This window comes from Rhodococcus sp. PvP016, from assembly GCF_017832185.1.
In the GTDB taxonomy this organism is placed as follows: domain Bacteria; phylum Actinomycetota; class Actinomycetes; order Mycobacteriales; family Mycobacteriaceae; genus Rhodococcoides.
Genome location: NZ_JAFIBH010000001.1, coordinates 2,930,425 through 2,948,629 on the forward strand (window position 1 = coordinate 2,930,425; position 18,205 = coordinate 2,948,629).

Annotated in this window: 18 protein-coding genes and 1 tRNA gene; all 19 read left to right on the top strand. The window is 68.9% G+C overall.

Going from position 1 to position 18,205, the window contains the following annotated elements; genetic code table 11:
- The first annotated feature begins 67 nt into the window (after positions 1-67).
- Positions 68-1,252: a putative cytokinetic ring protein SteA gene (steA, locus tag JOE30_RS13695; RefSeq protein ID WP_204867261.1), complete on the top strand. Its 1,185-nt coding sequence runs from the start codon at positions 68-70 to the stop codon at positions 1,250-1,252.
- Positions 1,249-2,196, top strand: a complete 948-nt coding sequence (locus JOE30_RS13700; RefSeq protein WP_027505464.1) for a copper transporter — start codon at positions 1,249-1,251, stop codon at positions 2,194-2,196. Before steA ends, JOE30_RS13700 begins: the two co-directional genes overlap by 4 nt.
- A 150-nt stretch (positions 2,197-2,346) precedes the next feature.
- Positions 2,347-4,083 (top strand): CTP synthase, encoded by a 1,737-nt coding sequence (locus JOE30_RS13705; protein WP_204867263.1) that lies wholly within the window; start codon positions 2,347-2,349, stop codon positions 4,081-4,083.
- A gap of 2 nt (positions 4,084-4,085) precedes the next feature.
- Complete coding sequence (locus tag JOE30_RS13710; protein WP_204867265.1) at positions 4,086-4,718, top strand: NUDIX hydrolase; 633 nt, start codon at positions 4,086-4,088, stop codon at positions 4,716-4,718.
- The gene (gene xerD / locus JOE30_RS13715) at positions 4,708-5,634 is read left to right on the top strand and encodes a site-specific tyrosine recombinase XerD (protein WP_204867267.1); all 927 of its coding nucleotides are present in this window, start codon (positions 4,708-4,710) and stop codon (positions 5,632-5,634) included. The genes JOE30_RS13710 and xerD overlap by 11 nt, the downstream gene beginning before the upstream one ends.
- A 106-nt stretch (positions 5,635-5,740) precedes the next feature.
- Positions 5,741-6,640 carry a ParA family protein gene (locus JOE30_RS13720; protein WP_239532759.1) on the top strand — a complete coding sequence of 300 codons (900 nt, stop codon included), beginning with the start codon at positions 5,741-5,743 and terminating at the stop codon, positions 6,638-6,640.
- Entirely contained in the window at positions 6,637-7,485 is an 849-nt protein-coding gene (locus tag JOE30_RS13725) for a segregation/condensation protein A (RefSeq protein WP_204867270.1), read from the top strand. The genes JOE30_RS13720 and JOE30_RS13725 overlap by 4 nt, the downstream gene beginning before the upstream one ends.
- The gene (gene scpB, locus JOE30_RS13730; protein WP_204867272.1) at positions 7,482-8,156 is read left to right on the top strand and encodes an SMC-Scp complex subunit ScpB; all 675 of its coding nucleotides are present in this window, start codon (positions 7,482-7,484) and stop codon (positions 8,154-8,156) included. Before JOE30_RS13725 ends, scpB begins: the two co-directional genes overlap by 4 nt.
- A 9-nt stretch (positions 8,157-8,165) precedes the next feature.
- Complete coding sequence (locus JOE30_RS13735) at positions 8,166-9,203, top strand: pseudouridine synthase (RefSeq protein WP_204867274.1); 1,038 nt, start codon at positions 8,166-8,168, stop codon at positions 9,201-9,203.
- Positions 9,204-9,232: 29 nt separating this feature from the next.
- Positions 9,233-9,925, top strand: a complete 693-nt coding sequence (cmk, locus tag JOE30_RS13740; RefSeq protein ID WP_204870383.1) for a (d)CMP kinase — start codon at positions 9,233-9,235, stop codon at positions 9,923-9,925.
- Positions 9,922-11,367 (top strand): ribosome biogenesis GTPase Der, encoded by a 1,446-nt coding sequence (der, locus tag JOE30_RS13745; RefSeq protein ID WP_204867276.1) that lies wholly within the window; start codon positions 9,922-9,924, stop codon positions 11,365-11,367. Before cmk ends, der begins: the two co-directional genes overlap by 4 nt.
- Positions 11,368-11,473: 106 nt before the next feature.
- Positions 11,474-11,547 (top strand) — tRNA-Pro (locus JOE30_RS13750).
- 168 nt (positions 11,548-11,715) lie between these two features.
- On the top strand, positions 11,716-12,324 hold the full coding sequence (locus JOE30_RS13755; protein WP_307806173.1) for a helix-turn-helix domain-containing protein: 609 nt from the start codon (positions 11,716-11,718) through the stop codon (positions 12,322-12,324).
- Positions 12,325-12,407: 83 nt separating this feature from the next.
- On the top strand, positions 12,408-12,764 hold the full coding sequence (locus JOE30_RS13760; RefSeq protein WP_204867278.1) for a hypothetical protein: 357 nt from the start codon (positions 12,408-12,410) through the stop codon (positions 12,762-12,764).
- Complete coding sequence (locus JOE30_RS13765; protein WP_204867280.1) at positions 12,757-14,268, top strand: ATP-binding protein; 1,512 nt, start codon at positions 12,757-12,759, stop codon at positions 14,266-14,268. The genes JOE30_RS13760 and JOE30_RS13765 overlap by 8 nt, the downstream gene beginning before the upstream one ends.
- Positions 14,265-14,924: a response regulator transcription factor gene (locus tag JOE30_RS13770; RefSeq protein WP_204867282.1), complete on the top strand. Its 660-nt coding sequence runs from the start codon at positions 14,265-14,267 to the stop codon at positions 14,922-14,924. Before JOE30_RS13765 ends, JOE30_RS13770 begins: the two co-directional genes overlap by 4 nt.
- The gene (locus tag JOE30_RS13775; protein WP_204867285.1) at positions 14,921-16,426 is read left to right on the top strand and encodes an SLC13 family permease; all 1,506 of its coding nucleotides are present in this window, start codon (positions 14,921-14,923) and stop codon (positions 16,424-16,426) included. The genes JOE30_RS13770 and JOE30_RS13775 overlap by 4 nt, the downstream gene beginning before the upstream one ends.
- 28 nt (positions 16,427-16,454) lie before the next feature.
- Complete coding sequence (locus JOE30_RS13780; protein ID WP_204867287.1) at positions 16,455-17,675, top strand: glycerate kinase; 1,221 nt, start codon at positions 16,455-16,457, stop codon at positions 17,673-17,675.
- Positions 17,676-17,712: 37 nt separating this feature from the next.
- Positions 17,713-18,204: a GNAT family N-acetyltransferase gene (locus JOE30_RS13785; RefSeq protein ID WP_204867289.1), complete on the top strand. Its 492-nt coding sequence runs from the start codon at positions 17,713-17,715 to the stop codon at positions 18,202-18,204.
- Position 18,205: the final 1 nt, after the last annotated feature.

Below are 18,205 nucleotides of genomic sequence, written 5' to 3' on the forward strand. Positions count from 1 at the left end.
AATGATGTGGTAGTTGTTACGGCGCGCCTCCGCCGATGCTGCCGTGTTGTTGTCCATCATCGTGTGCATGAAGATGCCGGCTCTGCTCTCGCGTAGTCATGACTCACTTCCCGGAGTCACGGGAATCGCTCGGGTCGATCGCTCCACGGCCAAGCTCCTGCGCCGTGTCGGTCCCGGAGACATCGTCGTTCTCGACGAACTCGACCTCGACCGGATCACGGCCGACCTGCTGGTGCAGGCCGGCGTGACGGCCGTGGTCAACGCCTCCGCCTCGATCTCGGGGCGCTACCCCAATCTCGGTCCCGAGGTGCTGGTCGCCAACGGCATCGAACTCATCGACGAAGTGGGTTCGGACGTCTTCAAGAAGGTCAAGGACGGATCGAAGATCCGCCTGCACGACGGCAACGTGTATGCCGGGGACCGGCGTCTCGCCACGGGCACCGAGCAGTCCGAGGCCGACATCTCCGACCGGATGATCGAGGCCAAGTCCGGCCTGATCGATCACCTTGAAGCGTTCTCGGGCAACACGATCGAGTTCATTCGCACCGAGTCGCCGCTGCTGATCGACGGCGTCGGAGTGCCAGAGGTGGACGTCGACATGAACGGTCGTCACGTCGTGGTCGTCGCCGAGGGCACCGACCACGTGGCCGATCTGAAGTCGCTCAAGCCGTTCATCAAGGAGTACTCGCCGATCCTCATCGGTGTCGGCGCCGGCGCCGACACGCTGTCGGAGGCGGGATATCGCCCCGACCTGATCGTCGGCGACCCGGACGACGTGAGCAGCCGCACGCTGAAGTCCGGCGCCGAGGTGGTGCTCCCCGCCGATTCCGACGGCCACGCCAAGGGACTCGAGCGCATCCAGGACCTGGGCATCGGGGCCATGACGTTCCCGGCGACGGGCACCCCGGCGGACCTCGCGCTCCTGCTCGCCGACCACCACGGAGCATCGCTGATCGTCACCGTCGGGTGCGCCGCGTCGCTCGACGAGTTCTTCGACGCCAGCAAGCGCGCGGACACACCGTCGACGTTCATGACCCGACTCAAGGTCGGTCCGAAACTGGTGGACGCCAAGGCCATGGCGACGCTGTACCGCAGCCGGGTCTCCGGTGGCGCGGTGGCGCTGCTCGTCCTCGCAGCCCTCATCGCCGTCATCGCGGCGCTCGTCGTGACCAACGGCAGCGGTGCGACGCTGGACTGGGCGATCGAGACCTGGAACAGCTTCGCCCTGTGGGTGCAGGGGCTGCTTCAGTGATTTCGCTCCGTCAGCACACCATTTCGTTGATCGCGGTGTTCCTGGCGCTCGCGGTCGGAGTCGTCCTCGGCTCCGGGCTGCTGTCCGGCCGCGTGCTGTCCGGACTGCGCGACGATCGGGACGATCTGCAGACCGAGGTGAACGACCTGCAGTCGGCGAACAACGCACTCGGTGAGCAACTCAACGCCGCCGACGGGTTCGACGCGGCCGTGGCGACGCGGGTGGTCGCCGGCGCGCTGGCCGATCGCACCGTCGTGCTCGTCACCACGCCCGACGCAGACCCCGCCGACGTGGAGGGTGTGCAGCGCACCATCGCCGATGCGGGCGGGTCGGTGACCGGACGAGTGGGGCTCACCGAGGCGTTCGTGTCCGCCGCCAGCGGCGACGATCTCCGCACGCGCCTCACCAACGTGGTTCCCGCCGGCGCGCAACTGCGTACGGGATCGGTGGATCAGGGCAGTCTCGCGGGAGATCTGCTCGGCACGGTGCTGTTGCTGAACGCGCAGACCGCGCAACCGCAGAGCACACCCGAGGAACTGGGCCTGGCCCTCGACACGCTGCGCGGCGGCGGCTTCATCACGTACGACGACGGCGCCGTGGCACCGGCACAGCTCGCGGTGGTGGTCTCCGGACAGGCCGCCGACTCGGGTGAGGACGGCAACCGCGGCGCGATCGTGGCTCGCTTCGCCGGCGCGCTGGACGGACGCGGAGCCGGAACCGTGCTCGCGGGCCGAGCCGGTTCGGCCGAGGGCAGCGGCCCCATCGCGGTGGTGCGGTCGGATTCCGCTCTCGCCGCCGGGACCAGCACCGTCGACGACGTCGATCGCACGTCGGGGCGCATCACCGTCGCTCTGGCACTCGGCGAGCAGCTCGCCGGTGGGACGGGTCGGTACGGAACGGGCCCTGCCGCGACGGCCGTGACCGTGGGGGCGACCCCGAGCTAGGTAGTCCAGTCGTCGTCGCCCGCGTGGTGTCGACCGAACTCGCGTGAAGGTGTTACCGTGAAGTCCCGTGGGTCGGCCAGGTTCCGAACCACTCGATGTTGAGCGATTCGCTCGCTGTCACCATCGGGTCGCACCGTCACGGGAGTCTCTTTGCAGTCACGCATTCACACGCGGGCCGACATCAAGCACATCTTCGTCAGCGGCGGCGTCGCGTCGTCGCTCGGCAAGGGGCTCACGGCCTCGAGCCTCGGTCAGCTTCTCACCTCACGTGGCCTTCGCGTCACGATGCAGAAGCTCGATCCCTATCTCAACGTCGATCCCGGAACGATGAACCCGTTCCAGCACGGCGAGGTCTTCGTCACCGAGGACGGCGCGGAGACCGACCTCGACGTCGGCCACTACGAGCGGTTCCTCGATCGGGATCTGTCCGGCTACGCCAACGTGACCACCGGCCAGGTGTACTCCACGGTGATCGCCAAGGAACGTCGCGGCGAGTACCTCGGCGACACCGTCCAGGTCATTCCGCACATCACCGACGAGATCAAGGCCCGCATCCTCGCGATGCGCGGACCGGATCTGCAGGGCCAGGAGCCCGACGTCGTGATCACCGAGATCGGTGGCACCGTCGGCGACATCGAGTCGCAGCCCTTCCTCGAAGCGGCGCGCCAGGTCCGCCACGACGTCGGCCGGGAGAACGTCTTCTTCCTCCACGTCTCGCTGGTTCCGTTCCTCGCGCCCTCGGGTGAGCTCAAGACCAAGCCGACGCAGCACTCGGTGGCGGCGTTGCGCAGCATCGGTATTCAGCCCGACGCGCTGATCCTGCGATCCGACCGCGACGTGCCGCAGGGCCTCAAGGCGAAGATCGCGCTCATGTGCGACGTGGACGTCGACGGGTGCATCTCCACACCCGACGCGCCCTCCATCTACGACATCCCACGCGTGCTGCACGGCGAGGGCCTCGACGCGTACGTCGTGCGGCAGCTCGGCCTGCCGTTCCGGGACGTCGACTGGACCGTGTGGGGAACCCTTCTCGAGCGCGTGCACCAGCCTCGCGAGACGGTGCGCGTCGCCCTGGTCGGCAAGTACGTCGATCTGCCCGACGCGTACCTGTCGGTGACCGAGGCGTTGCGCGCCGGCGGCTTCGCCAACCGCGCCAAGGTCGAACTCGTGTGGGTGCAGTCCGACGACTGCGACACCGCGGCCGGCGCCAAGCTGGCGCTCGCCGACATCGACGCAGTGGTGATTCCCGGCGGTTTCGGCATCCGCGGTATCGAGGGCAAGCTCGGCGCGATCACCCACGCCCGGACGCACAAGATCCCGACGCTCGGGCTCTGCCTGGGTCTGCAGTGCATGGTCATCGAGGCGGCGCGGTCCGTCGGTCTCACTGATGCGAACTCGGCCGAGTTCGAGCCCGACACGACGCAGCCGGTCATCTCGACGATGGCGGATCAGGAGCAGGCTGTCGCCGGCGAGGCAGACCTGGGCGGCACTATGCGCCTCGGCGCGTACCCCGCCACGCTCACCAAGGGGTCCGTGGTGTCACAGGCCTACGGCAGCGAGTCCGTCTCCGAGCGGCACCGGCATCGCTACGAGGTGAACAACAGCTACCGCGACCGCATCGCGGAGAGTGGACTGCAGTTCAGCGGCACGTCCCCGGACGGCCACCTGGTCGAGTTCGTCGAACTGCCGCGGAGCGCGCATCCGTTCTTCGTCGGCACGCAGGCGCATCCCGAACTCAAGAGCCGGCCGACGCGGCCGCACCCGCTCTTCGCGTCGCTGATCTCCGCTGCGCTCTCGTACAAGTCCGAGGAGCGGTTGCCCGTCGACGTCCACGGCGACGAGGCCGACACGGCGGAGCCGGCCGAACCGGCCGCGACGAAGGCCTGACCATGGCCGATCGTCACGAGTTCGAGATTCTCGAGTCGTCCGTCGAGTACCAGGGTGCGATTCTCGCGCTCCGGCTCGATCAGGTGACGATGCCGGGCGGTCGGAGGGCCGAGCGTGAGGTCGTCGAGCATCACGGCGCGGTCGCCGTGGTCGCGCTGGACGACGACGAGCGCATCGTGCTGATCAGTCAGTACCGGCACCCTCTGGGGCGTCGCCTGCTCGAGCTTCCCGCGGGTCTGCTGGACGAGCCGGGGGAGGATCCGGTCGTGGCCGCGAAGCGCGAGCTGACCGAGGAGACCGGTCTCGCCGCGGCGTCCCTGTCGTTGCTGGTCGACGTGGCGGCGTCACCCGGATTCACGGACGAGACCGTGCGGATCTACCTGGCCGACGAGGTGACCGAGGTCGATCGCCCAGAGGCCCACGACGAGGAAGCCGACATCGAGCTCGTCCGCGTCCCGGTGGACGAGGCGGTGTCGCGTGTGTTCAGCGGTGAGATCGTGAACGCGTCGGCGGTGGCGGGGATCCTGGCATTGGCCGCGATGCGGTCACGCTCGGTTCCGTTGCGGCCGAGCGACGCACCGTGGCGTGATCGACCCACCGCGTTCGAGAAGCGCACGGGCGCGCATGGCAGCTGACTCGCCGGGCGAGGTGATCGCGACCTATCTCGATCACCTCGCCGTCGAGCGCGGGTCAGCTCGCAACACCATCACCTCGTACCGCCGCGATCTCTCGCGCTACGCCAGCCATCTGGCTGAACTCGACCGGAAGAGTCTCCGCGACGTCACCGAGGTGGACGTCGCGGAGTTCGTGACGGCCCTCCGATCGGGCAACGAGCTCTTCCCACCGCTCGCGGCGAGCAGTGCCGCGCGCACGGTCATCGCGGTGCGCGGAGTGCACCGCTTCGCGCTGGCCGAGGGAATAGTCGACGTCGATGTCGCTGCCGGGGTCAAACCGCCGGCGCCGGGCCGACGGCTTCCGAAATCGCTGTCCGTCGAGCAGGTGTTCGCACTCCTCGATGCCGTCGCCGGGGAGGCGGCCGACACCCCGCGCGGCCTGCGCGACCGGGCGCTGCTCGAGCTCCTCTATTCCACCGGTGCGCGGATCTCCGAGGCCGTGGGTCTCGACGTCGACGACATCGACTCCGACTCGCGGTCGGTGGTCCTGCACGGCAAGGGCGGCAAGGAGCGCATCGTGCCGATCGGCCGACCCGCACTCGACGCCGTCGACGCGTACCTCGTCCGTGGTCGACCCGCACTGGTGTCGCAGGGCACCCCCGCGCTGCTGCTGAACGTGCGCGGCGGCCGGTTGTCCCGGCAGAGCGCCTGGCAGGTCCTGCAGACCGCGGCGGAGCGCGCCGGAATCGGAGCGAGCGTCTCCCCGCACACGTTGCGGCACTCCTTCGCGACCCATCTGCTCGACGGCGGCGCGGACGTACGTGTGGTGCAGGAACTTCTGGGTCACGCCTCGGTGACCACCACGCAGATCTACACACTGGTCACCGTCACGACATTGCGCGAAGTGTGGGCCGAGGCGCATCCGCGCGCACGGTAGCGTGTCCGCACGAAGCTGCACCCGACACGCGGTAGCGTTCAGGAGAACTGCAGCACGAGGTGAGGATGGAGGTCCGGTGGTGTCAGCGGCGCACGACGACGGAGCACTGTTCCGCACTCGTCAGCCCGAACCGGAACGTCCCACCCTGGCCCACCCGTCGGGAATGGGGCCGACGGGCCGCCCGTACCGCGACATCCCGGATCCGCAGCCGCTGTCCTCGCACGGACCGGCGACGGTCATCGCGATGTGCAACCAGAAGGGCGGCGTCGGCAAGACCACGTCGACCATCAATCTGGGAGCGTCGCTGGCCGAGTACGGACGGAGGGTCCTGCTGGTCGACCTCGATCCGCAGGGCGCGCTCTCCGCGGGTCTCGGTGTGCCGCACCACGAGCTGGACCTCACGGTGCACAATCTGCTGGTCGAACCGCGGGTGGCGATCGACGACGTCCTGATGCGTACGCGGGTGGACGGCATGGACCTGCTGCCCAGCAACATCGATCTCTCGGCGGCCGAGATCCAACTGGTCACGGAGGTCGGCCGCGAGCAGACGCTGGGACGCGTGCTGCACCCGATTCTCGACCGCTACGACTACGTCCTCATCGACTGCCAGCCGTCGCTGGGCCTGTTGACGGTCAACGCACTCGCATGCGCTGATTCCGTGCTCATCCCGATGGAGTGCGAGTACTTCAGTCTGCGCGGACTCGCGTTGCTCAACGACACCGTCGACAAGGTGCGCGATCGTCTCAATCCGCGGCTGAAGCTCGAGGGAATTGTCGTCACGATGTTCGACGCCCGCACACTGCACTCGCGAGAGGTCATGAATCGCGTGGTGGAAGTGTTCGGCGACGTCGTCTTCGACACCGTCATCACGCGCACCGTCCGTTTCCCGGAGACGAGCGTCGCCGGTGAACCGATCACCACGTGGGCGCCGAAGTCCGCGGGTGCCGACGCGTACCGGTCGTTGGCCCGCGAGGTCATCCACCGGGACACCGCACCCCAGTCTTGACCGACGGGACGGTCGTGACGGACACGACGGTCGGGGACGCGCCGAGGCCGCCCGGATTCCAGGTGCGGCTCACCAACTTCGAAGGCCCGTTCGACTTGTTGCTGACCCTGATCGGGCAGCACCGACTCGACGTCACCGAGGTGGCACTCCACACCGTCACCGACGACTTCATCGCGTACACCCGTGCGATGGGCGCGGAGATGGGTCTCGACCAGACCACCGAGTTCCTGGTGGTCGCGGCGACCCTGCTGGACCTCAAGGCCGCCCGCCTCCTGCCGTCGGGCGAGGTGGACGACGCCGAGGACCTGGCGCTGCTCGAGGTGCGGGACCTACTGTTCGCCCGGCTGCTGCAGTACCGGGCCTACAAACAAGTGGCGCAGTTGTTCGGCGAACTGGAGAACGCCGCACTGCGGCGCTATCCGCGATCGGTCTCGCTCGAGGACTCGTTCGCGTCGCTGCTGCCGGAGGTGTTGCTCGGCGTGGATCCGCGCCGCTTCGCCGAGATCGCCGCGGCGGCGTTCACCCCGCGCGAGGTGCCGACGGTCGGTCTCGGCCATCTCCACGCGTCGGCGGTGTCGGTTCCGGAACACGCGCGGGCGATCCTGGCGATGCTGCGCGAGCGCGGAGTGGGTGAGTGGGCGACGTTCGCCGACCTGGTCCGCGACTGCGAGGTCACCGTCGAGGTGGTCGCGCGGTTCCTCGCGCTGCTCGAGTTGTATCGCGAGAAGGTCGTCGCGTTCGACCAACCCGAGGCGCTGGGCGATCTGGCGGTCACCTGGACCGGGGACGACGACGCTGCCGACATCGACCGGATGGACGTCTCGAGGATGGAGGACTACGGATGACAGCGAGCGAGGACGCTCCCGATGCCCTGTCGGACACCGAGGTGCGCGCGGCGCTCGAGTCGGTACTGCTCGTCGTCGACACCCCGGCATCGGTTCCGCAGCTCGCCTCCGCCCTCGACTGTGACGAAACGCGCATCCGGCAGGCGCTGACCGCCATGGCCGCCGACCTCACCGCCCGCGGCAGTGGCATCGACCTGCGGTTCGCCGGGGACGGGTGGCGTTTCTACACCCGCACCGAGTACGCGCCCTACGTCGAACGGCTCCTCCTCGACGGTGCGCGGTCCAAGCTCACCCGAGCGGCACTGGAAACCCTCGCTGTGATCGCCTATCGTCAACCGGTTACCCGCGCACGAGTCAGTGCTGTGCGCGGAGTGAACGTGGACGGCGTGATGCGCACTCTCCTCGCGAGAGGTCTCATCGCCGAGGCGGGTCCCGACCCGGACTCTGCGGCGACGCAGTACGTCACCACGGAAATGTTCCTCGAACGGTTGGGGTTGGCGTCACTGTCCGACCTCCCCGAACTTGCTCCGCTGCTTCCGGGCGTGGACATGATCGACGACATCAGCGACAGCATGGACTCCGATCCACGGGTCCTGCGTGCCGAGCGTCGACGAGAGAACACCGAGTCGAACTCGACCACCGAGTTCGGCACCGACACCACAGACGAATAGGTAAGAAACGTGAACGACTCCGCTCGCCGTGATGGCACACCGGACCGGGACGGCGCATCCGACGCCTCCACTCCCGAACGCCAGAAGAAGCGTCCCAACAAGAAGGTCGCCGCTGCTGCGTACAGCAAGCGCACCGAGAGCCGGAAGCCCGGCGGCAAGTCCGGGTACCCCCGGGTGGCTCCCAAGAACAGCGGCTCCAAGCCCGGCAAGTCGCCGAAGCCGGAGCGCAAGACGACGGCCGCTCCGACCATCAGCAACGCCAAACCCGCCCGCCACCAGCACACTGACGGCCCGCGGCCGCACGTGGCTCCGGAGGACGGTGTGCGCTTGCAGAAGGTGCTCGCCCAGGCAGGCGTCGCCTCGCGTCGCGCCGCCGAGCAGCTCATCGACGAGGGACGCGTCGAGGTCGACGGCCGCATCGTCACCGAGCAGGGTGTCCGCGTCGACCCCGAGGTCGCGGTCGTGCGGGTGGACGGCACCCGTGTCGTCATCAAGGCCGATCTGGTCCACATCGCGCTGAACAAGCCGCGCGGATGGCAGTCCACGATGTCGGACGACCTCGGTCGGCCCTGCATCGGCGACATCGTCTCGGAGCGCGTCCAGGCAGGACAGCGGCTCTTCCACGTCGGCCGGCTCGACGCCGACACCGAGGGTCTGATCCTGCTCACCAACGACGGCGATCTGGCCCACCGACTGATGCACCCCTCCTTCGAGGTGTCCAAGACGTACCTCGCCACGGTGCAGGGTGTCCTGGACCGCGACGCGGGCAAGAAGCTGCGTTCCGGAGTCGAACTCGACGACGGACCCGCGAGGGTGGACTCCTACGCGGTGCTCGACGTGAACGAGGGCAAGACGCTCGTGAAGGTCGTGCTGCACGAGGGTCGCAAGCACATCGTGCGTCGACTGTTCGACTCGGTCGGGTTCCCGGTGAAGCGCCTGGTGCGCACCGACATCGGGGCCGTCGCGCTCGGCGACCAGCGCCCCGGCACGCTGCGGGTGCTCGGTCGCGGCGAGGTCGGCAGCCTGTACGGGGCGGTCGGCCTGTGACCGCGTCGGACGATCGACTGATCGTCGCGATGGACGGCCCGTCCGGTACCGGCAAGTCGTCCGTCTCCCGCTTGTTGGCGAACCGACTCGGTGCGTCCTACCTCGACACCGGTGCGATGTACCGCGCGGCGACGGCGTGGGTGCTGACGAACGACGTCGATCCCGGAGACGCCGACGCCGTCGCTGCGCTCACCGAGTCCATCGACCTCTCCATCGGCACCGATCCCGCGGGGGAGCGGGTCGAGGTGTCGGGCGAGGACGTCACCGGTCCGATTCGCGGATCCGCCGTGACGGCGGCCGTCTCCGCGGTGTCTGCCGTGCCCGCTGTGCGTGAGAAACTCGTTGCGCTGCAACGAGAGATTGCGGACACCGCCGGTCGGATCGTCGTGGAGGGGCGCGACATCGGCACCGTCGTCCTCACCGACGCACACCTCAAGATCTACCTCACCGCGTCCGCGGAGACGCGTGCCACGCGTCGTAACGACCAGAACATCGCCGAGGGCCGCGGGGACGACTACGACGCCGTGCTCGCCGACGTCCAGCGTCGCGACCACGCGGACTCCACGCGTGCCACGTCACCTCTGCGACCCGCGGACGACGCGGTCACCGTGGACACCAGCGACCTCGACAAGGACGCGGTGATCGACGAACTGATGCGTCTGGTCACCGAGCGTCTGGACATCGGGCGTCCGACTCATGCCCCGGAAGGAGCACGCTCATGAGCGACAACACATTCGACACGCTCGACGCGACCGAGGTCTACGCCTCGGACGGCATCTGGTCCGAGGAGTCGGACTGGGAGGACATCGACTTCGAGGGTGACGGCGAGGCCGAGGCCGAGGTCGCCGTTCCCACCCTCGCCGTCGTCGGTCGACCCAACGTGGGCAAGTCCACGCTCGTCAACCGCATCATCGGCCGCCGCGAGGCCGTGGTGGAGGACGTTCCCGGCGTGACCCGTGACCGCGTCTCGTACGAGGCCAACTGGTCCGGACGCCGATTCATGGTGCAGGACACCGGCGGCTGGGAGCCCGATGCCAAGGGAATGCAGCAGTCGATCGCCCGGCAGGCCGAGATGGCGATGCAGACGGCGGACGCCATCCTGCTCGTCGTCGACGCCGTCGTCGGTGCGACGGCGACGGACGAGGCCGTGGCCCGAGTCCTACGTCGGGGGAAGACGCCGGTCATCCTGGTGGCCAACAAGGTCGACGACGAGCGCACGGAATCCGAAGCGGCACTGCTGTGGTCGCTGGGCCTCGGTGAGCCCCGTCCGGTCAGTGCGACGCACGGCCGCGGTACGGGCGATCTGCTCGACGACGTCCTGGCCGTCCTGCCCGAGACCCCCCGTGAGGGAACCGGTGTCGCCGGCCCTCGTCGTGTCGCCCTGGTCGGCAAGCCGAACGTGGGCAAGTCCAGCCTGCTGAACAAGCTCACCGGTGACGAGCGATCGGTCGTGCACGACGTCGCCGGCACCACCGTCGACCCGGTCGACTCCTTGGTGGAACTGGGCGGCAAAGTGTGGCGTTTCGTCGACACCGCAGGGTTGCGCAAGCGCGTCAGTCACGCCAGCGGCGCCGAGTTCTACGCCTCGCTCCGCACCAAGGGCGCCATCGACGCGGCCGAGGTCGCGATCCTGCTGCTCGACGCGTCCGAGGTCATCTCCGAGCAGGACCTGCGGGTGCTCTCGATGGTCGCCGATGCCGGCCGCGCGCTGGTCATAGCGTTCAACAAGTGGGACCTCGTCGACGACGACCGTCGTGGGCAGCTCGAGAAGGAGATCGACCGAGACCTGATGCGCGTGCCGTGGGCGCAGCGCGTCAACGTCTCCGCCAAGACCGGTCGTGCGGTGCAGAAGCTCGTGCCCGCTCTCGAGACGTCACTCGCGTCGTGGGACAAGCGCATCTCGACCGGTCAGCTGAACTCCTGGCTCAAGGAGGTCGTGGCCGCGACGCCGCCGCCGATGCGTGGCGGTCGACTGCCGCGCGTCATGTTCGCCACGCAGGCGAGCACGCGTCCGCCGACGTTCGTGCTGTTCACCACCGGTTTCCTCGAGGCCGGGTACCGCCGGTTCCTCGAGCGCCGACTGCGTGAGGAGTTCAACTTCGACGGCAGCCCGGTGCGGATCTCGGTGCGTATCCGGGAGAAGCGGGACCGTAAGAAGAAGTAGGCGACTGCCCCGGTGGTGCTGCTGAGGCGATTGGCGTCCAGCGTCGCTACTGGGGTAGTGTTTCCTCGTTCCCTTCGGGGCACACACGATCCCTTTCGAGGGGTCGCGGGCTGTGGCGCAGCTTGGTAGCGCACCTGACTGGGGGTCAGGTGGTCGCAGGTTCAAATCCTGTCAGCCCGACACAGAAATGGCTCCGGACCTTTGTCCGGGGCCATTTTTTCATGTCTGCGTCCGATGCGCGCGGAGGCCGCGCCCGTGGTCGTCGACTTCCTCGGCAGCTGAGAAAGCCTGCCGTGGGAGAATGACGGGAGTAGATCACCCGTCAGGAGAGCGCGAAGGAGGGCAGCGGTGGTGTCTTCCTCCCCGGCGATGAGTCGTCGAGAACGCAACAAGCAGGACAAGCTCGACCGCATCACCGCGGCGGCGCGCGACCTCTTCGCCGAGTACGGCGTGAGTGAGGTGACCACCCAACAGGTCGCCGACCGCGCCGACGTGGGAACCGGAACCGTCTTCCTGTACGCGAAGAACAAGGGTGAACTGCTTCTCCTCGTCCAGAACTCGGACTACGCGAGCGCGCTCGAGCGGGGCACCGCCGCGGCCGCCGACGTCGTGGATCCGGTCGAGGCGATCATGGCCGTCCTCAGGCCGGTCGTCGAGTGCAACCGCAAGCAGATCGAGAACGGCCGGACCTATCAGCGCGAGGTCGTGTTCGGTGACGACACGGAACCCCACCGTCGTGAAGCGTTGTCACTCGCGGCAAAGACCGAGGCGGTCGTCGCGGAGATCCTCGGCCGCGGCGACGACGACGCGACGCACCACCCGGACCGGCAGGTGCAGGCCCACATCGTCTCCGCCATCCTGTTTCTCAGCATGGCTCTGACGGCGAACGCGACCAAGACCGTCGCGGACGTGGCGGCCGAGATCGAGATGCAGATCGGTGTCCTGCTCGGCCGCTGACGCCACTCACGGCGCGCCGAACATGAAGAAACCTTCATCGTCGTCTCATGGGACGGTCATGGACCCCCGGCATAGTTGCTGTCATGCGCTCCTCCCGCCCACTCGCCGTGGCCGCCGTTCTGGTGGCCATCGCGTGCGTTCTCGTCGCCGGGGTCCTGGTGACGCGATCACCGGCGCCACGCCTCGACCCCTCCCCGGTCGTGGTGAGTGTGGCGCCGGAGCCGACGCCCGAGGTGACCGCTCCGGCGCCTGACGCCGCGCCTGCTTCTCCCGTGCCCGCGCCGGCCGCTCCCGCTCCGGTCCCACCGCCGCCAACTGTTCAGGCTCCCGTGCCGGCGCCGCCGATCGTCGACTTCTCCGACGACGACGCGGACGACGACGACGCGGACGACGCGGACGACGACGCGGACGACATCGACGGCGGTGACGACGATGAGTGACGCCGCCGGTGTCCCGGCTCGCCGCGGATCGGCTCTCCCGGCACGCTGGAAGATCACCGCCTGGATCATGTTGACGACCCTTCTTCTGTTGGTGGTCGTGCTGGTGACCGCCCGCAATCTGCTGTTGCGCGACGTCAACGTGCGCGCCAACGGGGACGTCGCGCAGGAAGCCGAGGAGTTTCGGACCTTCGCGTCCGAGGGGGTCGATCCCACGACGACGCAGCCGTTCGTCTCGGTGGAGCGGCTTCTCGAGGTGTACCTCGCCCGGCAGTCGGCCGGCACGGGTGAAGTGATGTTCGGCGTCGTCGGCGACTCGGTACTGACTCAGCCCGGTGTCGTTGTGCCGACTGTGCTCGCTCCGGGATCACCGATCCTTGCGACGGTCGTGGGGTCGGCCGAACCCGCCGGTGTGCTGGACACCGACATCGGCGAGATGCGGTGGGGGCACGTGGTCATCGACGACGCGACCGGCCGCGCCGGCACGTTCGTCGTCACGGCGTTCACCGGTGCCAACCGTGATCTCGTCGATCGGACCATGCGAACCATGGCCATGGTCGGCGCCGTCGGACTGCTGCTGACGACAGGGATCGCGTATCTCGTCGCCGGTCGCATCCTTGCTCCCGTCCGCACGGTGCGCACGGTCGCGGCCGAGATCGGGGAGACGGATCTGACCGCGCGCGTCCCGGTCCACGGGCGCGACGACATCGCCGATCTCGCCGAGACGTTCAATGCGATGCTCGACCGGCTGGAGCAGGCGTACACCACTCAGCGACAGTTCATCGACGATGCCGGACACGAACTGCGCACGCCGATCACGATCGTCCGCGGGCACCTCGAGCTCATGTCGGAGGACCCGGAGGAGCGGCGGCGGACGTTGGCGCTCGTCGACAGCGAGCTCGCCCGCATGGGGCGGATCGTCAGCGACCTGCTGATGCTGGCCAAGGCCGAGCGGCCCGATTTCGTCGTGCCCGCCCCCGTCGATGCGGCGCAACTCGTCCTCGACATCGAGTCGAAGGTGCAGACGCTCGGCGATCGGCAATGGTTGCTGATGCAGGTCGCGGAGGGCTCGTGTGTTCTGGACGCCCAGCGCGTCACGCAGGCCATGGTGCAGCTCGCGGCCAACGCCGTCGGGCACACGGAGGACGGGAGCCGCATCCGGCTCGGATCGACCTTTCACGACGACGGCGACGCTCGACGGTTGTCGCTGTGGATCGCCGACGACGGGCCCGGTGTCCGCCCCGAGGACGCGCCCGTCATCTTCGACCGTTTCCAGCGCGGATCGCCCGCCGACCGGACGTCACAGGCAGCGCGGTCGGGTGCCGGACTCGGACTCGCCATCGTCCGTGCCATCGCCGACGCCCACGGCGGCTCCGCCTGGGTGCGGAGTGTGCACGGCGAGGGGGCGACGTTCGGCCTCGACCTCCCGGCGCCGGGCCACAGCCGGCGGTCCGACACCGGCCCGACGTCCACGACCGACGATGCACTCACGAAGGAGATCCGATGAGCCGAATCCTGATCGCGGAGGACGACATCCACATCGCCTCCTTCGTCGGCAAGGGTCTGCGGGCCGCCGGGTACACCACCGAGCACGTCGCCGACGGCGAGACCGCGCTCATGATGGCGCGTGGCGGTGGCTTCGACATGGTGGTGCTCGACATCGGCCTGCCGGCGATGGACGGATTCACGGTGCTCCGACAGTTGCGCGGCGAGGGTGTGACGACACCCGTGGTGGTCCTGACCGCTCGGGACAGCGTGCGCGACACCGTTGCCGGGCTCGAGGGCGGCGCCAACGACTACATGACCAAGCCCTTCCAGTTCGCCGAGCTCCTGGCACGGGTACGCCTGCGGTTGCAGGACGACACCGCAGGTTCGGCGGACAGCTCGCTGACCTCGGGGGACCTCCGTCTGGATCTGCGGTCACGCCGTGTGCACGTGGGGGAGTCGGTCGTCGATCTGACGGCGCGCGAGTTCGCTCTGCTCGAGACCTTCCTGCGCCACCCCGACCAGGTGCTGTCCCGTGAGCAGATCCTCGGGCAGGTGTGGGGATACGACTTCGATCCGGCGTCGAACGTCGTCGATGTCTACGTGCGTGCGTTGCGCGCGAAGATCGGCGCCGAGCGCGTGGAGACCGTGCGCGGGATGGGATACCGCGTCCGATGACCGTCACCGAATTCGCGACGACGCCGCCCGGTCGGCGCACTCCCACCAGGCCTGTCCCGACCCGGACGCCGTGGCGAGTTCCGACGCCGTCGCCGCGCACCCTCGTCAGTGCCGTGGTCCTCACGGTGCTCGCCGTCGGTGTCGTCCTGGCCGGGGTGGCCGGCGATCTGACCGCACACGGGACCATAACGGTGCTGGTCTTCCTGGTCGCGGTGTGGATGTGGATCTTCTCGCCCCTCGACGACACCCACGTCGCTCTGGGCGCCGCTCTGACGCTGGTGATCCTGGGTCCCGTGTCCACCGAGACCTTCACGCGCACACTGGGTGACACCGTGATCTGGCTGTTGGTCGGGTCGTTCGTCATCGCCGCGGCGGTGACGGCCAGCGGCCTGTCCGCTCGGGTGGCGGCACGCGTGCTGTCGGTCGCCCGGTCGCCGCGGCAGCTCGTCCATCTGGTCACCCTCGTGCTGCTCCTGACGACCTTCGCGATCCCGTCGACGTCGGGCCGGGCTGCGCTCGCGCTGCCGGTGTTCCTCGCTCTGGCGACGGTGCTGAGTGAGCGGCCCCGACTGGTGCTGACACTGTCGCTGGTTTTCCCGGCGGTCATTCTCTGCTCCGCGGTCGGGTCACTGCTGGGGGCCGGAGCACACCTCATCACCAGCGAGATCGTGCGCACGACCACCGGATCGGGCATCGGGTTCCTGCAGTGGGCGATCCTCGGACTGCCGCTCGCGATCGTGTGGTCGCATCTCGCGGCGGAGATCGCACTGTCCCTGTTCACCGATCGAGCGGAGCGACGCCGACCGCTCTCGGTGACACGCGACGCGTTCGGCGGGTCCGCCGGACCACTCACCGTCCCGCAGAAGCGTGTACTGCTCGTCCTGGTCGCCGTCGTGACCCTGTGGTGCACCGAGCCGGTGCACGGTGTCGAACCGGCCATCGTCGCGATGATCGGTGCCCTGCTCGCGTCGGCACCGTTCGTCGGGGCCACCACGCTGCCTGCCGCCGTCCGCACCATCCCGTGGAGCCTGCTGCTCTTCATGGCCGGAACGCTGTGTCTCGGAATGGCGTTGACCACGACGGGTGCGGCGGAGTGGTTCGCCGACCTGGTCTTCGGGCCCATCAGCGCGCTCGGGTCGTCCGCCGCGACCGTGTTCGTGGTCGCGCTGGTGCTGGTGTCGCTGCTGTCCCACCTCGTGGTGCAGTCACGGTCCGCCCGCTCCGCGGTGCTCGTCCCCGTCATCGTCGCCACTGCGCCGGTGCTCGGCATCGATCCCGCCGCCGCGGCATTCGCGTCCACCGCTGCCGCCGGCTTCTGCCTCACCCTCACCAGTTCGGCCAAACCGGTGGCGATGTTCGCCGCGAGCGACTCCGTCCCGGGGTTCTCGCCAGGCCACCTTCTCCGCCTGTCCGCCGCGGTCGCCCCGGTGTCCGTCGCTCTCGTTCTCGTCTGCTCGGTCTGGCTGTGGCCTGCCCTCGGTCTTCCGCTGTACCTGCCCTGACTGCTCCCACCCCTATCTCAGGAGAACCATGTCCACACGAGTTCCGCAGCGCATCCTCGTCGCCCCCAGCGGTTTCAAGGAGAGCCTCTGCGCCGAGTCCGTCGCGTCCGCCATCGCATCCGGTGTTCGGCGCGCGCTTCCCGGAGTTCGGGTCGACACCGCGCCCATCGCCGACGGCGGTGAGGGAACGGCGCGCACGCTGGCGGCCGCGACGCGCGGCACTCTCCACGAGGCGACGGTCGTCGGACCGGTGGGGGAGCCGGTGCCCTCGCACTGGGCCCGACTCGGTGGCTCCGAGCGCTCCGTCGCCGTGGTGGAGATGGCGGCTGCGGCGGGGCTCTCGCTCGTACCGCACGATCGACGCGATCCCGGAGCTACGACCACCTACGGCGTCGGCCAGCTCATGGCCGCGGCGCTCGACGCGGGCGCGGACACGATCCTGGTGGGATGCGGCGATTCCGGCACCTGCGACGGGGGAGCCGGGGCACTGCAGGCGCTCGGCGCCCGGATCCTCGACGCGCAGGGTCGTGAGATCGGCCGCGGCGGCCGGGAACTAGTCCGGGCCCACCATCTCGATCTGACCGAGCTGCACCCGCGGCTCGCGGAGGTGGACATCGTGCTCGCGTGCAATCCGCACAACGTCCTGTGCGGGCCCAGCGGTGTCGCCCGCGTGTTCGGACCGCAGAAGGGGGCCTCCCCGGAGCAGGTGGACGAACTCGCCGCCGCGCTGGACAACTGGGCGCGCGTCCTCGAGCGCGACGGTGTGGCCACCGGCGATGTGGCGACCGGTGCGGGCACGGGAGCGTCGGGCGGACTGGGCGCAGGACTCGCGGCAGGGGTCGGAGCGCAGTTGCGGTCCCGCTTCGATGCGTTGCTGGACTCGGGACTGTCGGGAATCGACCTCGACCGCCGAATCCGCAAGGCGGACCTCGTCATCACCGCCGAGGGGTCCATCGACTTCCAGACCCCGCGCGGCAAGGTCCCGGCGGAGGTGGCGCGGCGCTGCCAGCAGTACGGCGTGCCGGTGATCGCGTTGGCCGGATCACTGGGTCAGGGAGCGCCGGCGGTGCACGACGTCGGCATCGCTGCCATCGCGTCCATCATCACGGTGCCGATGCCGTTGTCCGAGGCGGTCGCGAACGGCGAGCGGCTGCTCACCGACGCCGCCGAACGGACCATGCGCATGATCCTGCTCGGTGGAGCGGTCTCCACTCGATCCGGGAATCGAAGTCGCAAGAAGTCGGCGTGAGGCCGGTCGACGTCAGCATCGTCTGTAGCGTCACCGTGTGACGATCGAGCTGCGCCGTGTGACCGCCGATGACTGGGAAGCGTGGCGATCACTCCGCCTGGCGGCGCTCGCGGAAGATCCCCACGCGTTCGGCTCCACGCTCGCCGATTGGCAAGACGCCCCCGAGTGCCGATGGAGGGACCGCCTGTCGATCCCGGGAGCGCTGGATCTCGTTGCGTTCGACGCTGCGGTCCCGGTGGGCCTCGCGAGCGGCGTCCCCGATGTCGACGATCCCGACAGCGCCGAACTCATCTCGATGTGGACCGACCCGGCCGCTCGCGGTCGGGGAATTGCGCGGTCGCTCATCACCGCGATCGCTAGGTGGGCTGCTGCTTCGGGCGCCGTGACGCTGACGCTCTCGGTGATGTCGGAGAACGTCGCCGCCCGCCGAACCTACGAGCGCTCGGGTTTCACCGCGTCGGACACGCCGGGAGACCAGCTACCGGACGGTCGTCACGAGGTGGTCATGCGCCTCGATCTCACCACGTAAG